This window comes from Saccharomonospora iraqiensis subsp. paurometabolica YIM 90007 (assembly GCF_000231035.2).
In the GTDB taxonomy this organism is placed as follows: Bacteria; Actinomycetota; Actinomycetes; order Mycobacteriales; family Pseudonocardiaceae; genus Saccharomonospora; species Saccharomonospora paurometabolica.
On record NZ_KI912256.1, the window covers coordinates 18,061 to 23,167 of the forward strand.

At 73.9% G+C, this 5,107-nt stretch carries 5 protein-coding genes; 3 read left to right on the top strand and 2 right to left on the bottom strand.

The genetic code is table 11. The features are described 5' to 3' along the window. Both SACPADRAFT_RS28715 and SACPADRAFT_RS0218875 read left to right on the top strand, forming a co-directional pair. The coding region (locus SACPADRAFT_RS28715) for a DUF58 domain-containing protein (protein ID WP_040924602.1) at positions 1–830 on the top strand (830 nt) is incomplete at its 5' end. A gap of 290 nt (positions 831–1,120) precedes the next feature. After that, the gene (locus SACPADRAFT_RS0218875) at positions 1,121–1,858 is read left to right on the top strand and encodes an SGNH/GDSL hydrolase family protein (RefSeq protein WP_040924605.1); all 738 of its coding nucleotides are present in this window, start codon (positions 1,121–1,123) and stop codon (positions 1,856–1,858) included. A gap of 33 nt (positions 1,859–1,891) precedes the next feature. On the opposite strand, the gene SACPADRAFT_RS0218880 is transcribed toward SACPADRAFT_RS0218875, so the two are convergent. Both SACPADRAFT_RS0218880 and SACPADRAFT_RS0218885 read right to left on the bottom strand, forming a co-directional pair. Next, positions 1,892–3,019 carry a class I SAM-dependent methyltransferase gene (locus tag SACPADRAFT_RS0218880; protein WP_007026417.1) on the bottom strand — a complete coding sequence of 376 codons (1,128 nt, stop codon included), beginning with the start codon at positions 3,017–3,019 and terminating at the stop codon, positions 1,892–1,894. A gap of 355 nt (positions 3,020–3,374) precedes the next feature. After that, positions 3,375–4,382 carry a stage II sporulation protein M gene (locus SACPADRAFT_RS0218885; protein ID WP_007026418.1) on the bottom strand — a complete coding sequence of 336 codons (1,008 nt, stop codon included), beginning with the start codon at positions 4,380–4,382 and terminating at the stop codon, positions 3,375–3,377. Between the two features lie 37 nt (positions 4,383–4,419). Here SACPADRAFT_RS0218885 and SACPADRAFT_RS28720 point away from each other — a divergent pair. Continuing rightward, positions 4,420–5,107, top strand: a 688-nt coding sequence (locus SACPADRAFT_RS28720; protein ID WP_007026419.1) for an RDD family protein, incomplete at its 3' end; no start/stop codon positions are given.

The window sequence follows — 5,107 nt, forward strand, 5'->3', positions numbered from 1 at the left end:
TGCCGCCGTTCACCAGCAGGCGTCACCTGCCCGCGAAGCTCGACCGGCTGCGCGCGCTCGACGGGCGCAACGCCGCCCGGGTGCGTGGTCCGGGCACCGAGTTCGACTCGCTGCGCGAGTACGTGGCGGGCGACGACGTGCGCTCGATCGACTGGCGGGCCACCGCCCGCGCCGACGAGGTGATGGTGCGCACCTGGCGCCCGGAACGCGACCGGCACGTGCTGTTGGTACTGGACACCGGCCGCACCGCCGCGGGCCGGGTCGGCGACGGCACCCGCCTGGACACGGCGATGGACGCGGCGTTGCTGCTGGCGGCGCTGGCCTCCCGGGCGGGCGACCGGGTGGAGCTGCTGGCCTACGACCGGGAGGTGCGCGCCGGTGTTTCCGGGGTGTCCGGGTCGTCGGTGCTGCCCGGCCTGGTCGAGGCGATGGCACCGCTGACCCCGCGGCTGGTCGAGTCGGACGCGCGGGGCATGGTGAGCGAGATCCTGCGTCGCACGCGGCGGCGTTCGCTGGTCGTACTGCTCACCGGTCTGGACCCCGCGCCGCTTCAGGAGGGGCTGCTGCCGGTGCTGCCGTCGCTGACCGTGCGGCACCGGCTGCTGGTGGCGGCCGTGGCCGACCCGGAGGTGGCGCGGCTGGCCCACGGCCGGGGCGACGCGGACGCGGTGTACGGGGCGGCGGCGGCCGAACGCACGCTGGCCGAACGTCGGCACGTCACCGCCCTGCTCGCCCGGCACGGCACCGAGGTGGTCGACGCGGTGCCGGACGAACTGGCACCGGCGCTGGCCGACCGCTACCTCACCCTCAAGGCCCGGGGTCACCTGTAACGGTCGGTCCAACGGGGACTTGGCACACCGGGACGGCACCGGGGCACGCCCCGGTCGGGGTGTGTCTTCACCCACATCGGTGGTTCACACCCGGGAGCGTGAAACATCGGGTAGGACGGTGCCGACATCCAGAGCGAAGGCCGCGGTGGGTTGTGGACCGTGGCGGTCGCGGTCGAGGGTGGAGAAGACCAGTGCAGGGGTCGGGACCAGTATCGGGGTCGGGGGCGATGTTCGGGTCGGGGGCGGTGTCCGGAGCGAGGGCGGAGCCGGGTTCCGGGGTGGTGCGGCGTGTGCGTGCCGCCCTCCTGGTGGGCGTTCTCGTGCTGGTGGCCGGATGCTCCGCGCCGCGCGCGGCCCGGGACGACGCGCCGACGTGGTGCAGCGACCCCGGTTCCGCCGTGGTGCTCGGGGACTCGTTGAGCACCGGACGCGGGTTGCCGGAGTACGACGGCGGGGGCGGCTACGTCGAGACGCCGCACAGCTGGACCACGGGCCTCGACCGGATGGCCGCACAACGCTGGGGGACGAGCACCGCCGTACTGGCCCGTGACGGGGCGATGGTGTCCGACTTCCTCCCCGGCGGCCGGTGGGAGGACACCGGCGGGGCCGTCGCGATGCTGCGCGACCGCGAACCGAGCCTGGTCGTCGTGGCCCTCGGGGCGGGCGAGTACGCCCGGGACGTCCATCCCGGGGAGTTCGACGAGCGGTACCGGCAGCTCGTGCACGACATCCGCCGGGTCTCACCGCGCTCGACCGTGCTGCACCTGATCGGGCACGAGCCGGGCTTCCGTCAGGCGGAGGACCCGTCGCACTCCTGGCAGGCCTACGTCGACGTGGTCCGGATCCTGGCGGCGGACACCGACACCCACGTGCTGGACCTGCGTCCGCACCTCCCCACGGGGGGTACGCCGGACGAGGCGGGGCTGCTCCAGGAGGACGACAGCCACCTCAACGCCGCCGGGCACCGCGTGGTCCGCACCGCGGTCTGGACCCACCTGACCACCTGGTGCGACGGCACGGAGTCCTGAACCCCTCGGCCCACCCGTCCGCAGCGCGCGGGCTCACCCGGCCGTGCGCTGGGCCGGGGGTTCGCCCGGTTTGCGGGAGACGAACACCGAGTCCAGGGGGTCGTCCGGCACCTCGTGCACCTCGGTGCCGACGAACCCGGCGTCGGTGAGCATGGTCCGGGCGAGCTGTTCGCCCCACACGGTGCCGAGCCCGGCCCCACCCTGCGCCAGTGACACGGTCATGCAGTGCAGCGTGCTGATCGAGTACAGCAGCGGCGCGTTCGGGTTGTCCAGGTTGTCGACCAGGTCGGTGGCCGCGCGGGTGTCCATCATGACGAAGTACCCGCCCGGTGTCAGGGCCTCGAACACCCGGCGCAGCACCCGGGCGGGCTCGGCCTGGTCGTGGATGGTGTCGAAGGCGAACACCGCGTCGAACGGCGGGTCGACGGGCATCCGGGTCACGTCGAGCACCTCGAAGGAGACGTTGTCCAGTCCGTACTCGCCGGCCTCGGCGCGGGCACGGCCGACGGCGTCCCCGGCGAAGTCGTAGCCGACGAACGTCGAGGCCGGATACGCCGCCGCCAGCAGCACCGTGGTGTGCCCGGTGCCGCAGCCGACGTCGGCCACCCGGATGCCCTCGGCCAGCCGGGCGGGCAGGTCGCCGGTGAGCGGCAGGATGCCGTCCACCAGCTGGTCGTCGAACAGCCCGCGGTTCATGCCGTCCATGAGCTCGGTGAACCGCGGCCGGAACCGCTCGTACGGCACACCGCCGCCCTCGCGGAACGCCGTGGTGAGCTCGTCGAGGTGCTCCCCGAGCACCGCCACCCCGGTGGCGAACGGGGCGAGGTTGGTCGAACGGGTGCCGGTCAGGCACAGCGCGTGCTCGGGCGGCAGGGTGAAGGTCAGGGTGCGGGCGTCGTACTCGACGACGCCGCCGGTGGCCATCGCGCCGAGCCATTCGCGGACGTAGCGCTTGTTCAGCCCCGCCCGGTCGGCGAGCTCACTGCTCGTGGCGGGGCCGCGCGCGAGCGCGTCGAACAGACCGGTCCGGTGTCCGATGCCGATGAGGTGGCTGAGCATGCCCCCGGTGACGAACTCCTGCACTCTCCCGGCGAACCGCTCCATCCGCTCGGTGTCCAGTTCGGTGCGGGCCGGAGCCTGCTGCGGCGGTGTCGCGGTCATGGTGCCCTCCCTGGGGGCGGTGTCGCGTGGGAGCTGACGAACGAGGATTCACCCGATCGTGCGGCAGCGAAACCGGCGATGGTGAATCGCTCGCCCGGAGCGTGCCGGTGCGGCGCCTTCACCCCACCCCGTTCTGCGCCGCCTCGAGGCAGAGGGGCGTCTCCGGCGGGCGCCGCGACCGGGGTACCGACCTCGCATGCACTCCGGTGACGGGACGACAAAGCTCGGTGACACGCTGGCCGAGCTCCGTGCCGAACGTTGGTGATGGGTGGCGTCGGAAGTCCGGGTCAGATCGGCACCGACCGTGGTCGACCATACGCGGATGCCGTCGGCCGGATACGCGCCCCTCTCCGCCTCATGCCGAGGTGGGGAGTGGGGTGTCGGTGCGGTCCGGGGTGACGTCGCCGGTCTCGCCCGCGCGGGCGGCGCGGCGGCCGGGGACGAAGACGTACCACAAAAACGCCGCCTCGGCGGCCACCCCGATGCCCACCCGCGCCCAGGTGGGCAGACCCGACGGGGTCACGAACGCCTCGATCACCCCGGAGACCAGCAGCACGCACACCAGCCCGAGCGCGATCGCGGCGACCGCGCGGCCCGCCCGCGCCAGGGCCACGGACCGCGGCAGTCCGCCCGGGTCGATCACGGTCCAGCCGAGCCGCAGTCCGGTACCCGCGGCGACGAACACGGCGGTCAGTTCCAGCAGCCCGTGCGGGGCGAGCAGGCCGAGGAAGAACTCGCCGCGCCCGGCCGAGGCCATCAGCCCCAGGCCGACCCCGAGGTTGAGCGCGTTGAGCCAGAGCACCAGCAGCACCGGGATGCCCAGCAGCACCCCCAACACCAGCGACGCGGCCGCCACCTGCGCGTTGTTCGTCCACACCTGCGCGGCGAAGGACGCGGCGGGGTCGCTGGAGTAGTACGTCTCGTACTGCCCGCCCGGGCGGGTCAGCGCGCGGATCTCCTCCGGGGCGGCGATGGTGGCGCGCACCCGCGCGTCCCCGGCGATCCACACCGCGAGCAGGCCGGTGACGAGCACGAACACCGCCGACGTGGACACCCACCACGGCCACGCCCGGTAGACGGCGGCGGGGAACCGGCGGGCGAAGAACGCGCCCAGTTCGCGCCAGGCGGGGGTGTGCGTGCCGGTGACCGCCGACCTGGCCCGGGCGACCAGGGCCGACAGCCGCGCGACGAGCGCCTCGTCCGGGGTGGTGGAGCGCACGAGCGACAGGTGGGTCGCCGTGCGCTGGTACAGTCGCACCAGCTCGTCCGCCTCGGGGCCACGCAGCCGGTGCCCGCGCCGGGTCAGCTCGGCCAGCCGGTCCCACTCGGCGCGGTGTTCGGCTTCGAAGACGTCCAGATCCACGTTCACCTCTTCGGGTCGTGTCCACGATACTGGGGGAGTGCGGTCCGAATCCGAACTCGTCACCGGCGACGCCGTGGTCCTCGATCTGCGGCTCGCCCGTTCGGCCAGCCGCGCGCTCGGCTACGCCCTCGACCTGCTGGTCCAGCTCGCCTCGCTGGTGCTGGTCCTCGTCGTGCTCGTGCTGACCCCCGCACCCACCGACACGGCGTTCGTGCTGGCGGTGGTCACCGCCGTGCAGCTGTCCGTGCTCGTCGGCTACCCCACGCTGATGGAGACGCTCACCCGCGGTCGCACCCTCGGCAAGATGGCGCTCGGCCTGCGCGTCGTGCGGGACGACGGGGGCCCGGTGACGGTCCGGCACGCGCTCATCCGCGCGCTGGCGGGTGCCTTCGTCGACTTCGGTCCGTTCGGGGCGTGGAGCGTGGTCGGGTTCGTGACCTCGCTGGCCTCGGCGAAGGGCAAACGCCTCGGCGACTACCTGGCCGGGACCGTGGTGGTGCGGGAGCGTGCGCCGCGGTCGGCGACGCCTGCGGAGGTGGCCATGCCGCCCGCCCTCGCGTCCTGGGCGTCCACACTCGACCTCTCCGGCCTGCCGGACGACGTCGCGTTGTCCGTGCGCCGGTACCTCGGCCGGTGGTGGGAGCTGGACCCGGCGTCCCGGGAGCGGATCGGCGGCTCGCTCGCCGCCGACGTCGCCCGGCACGTCGGTGCGCCGGTGCCGCCGG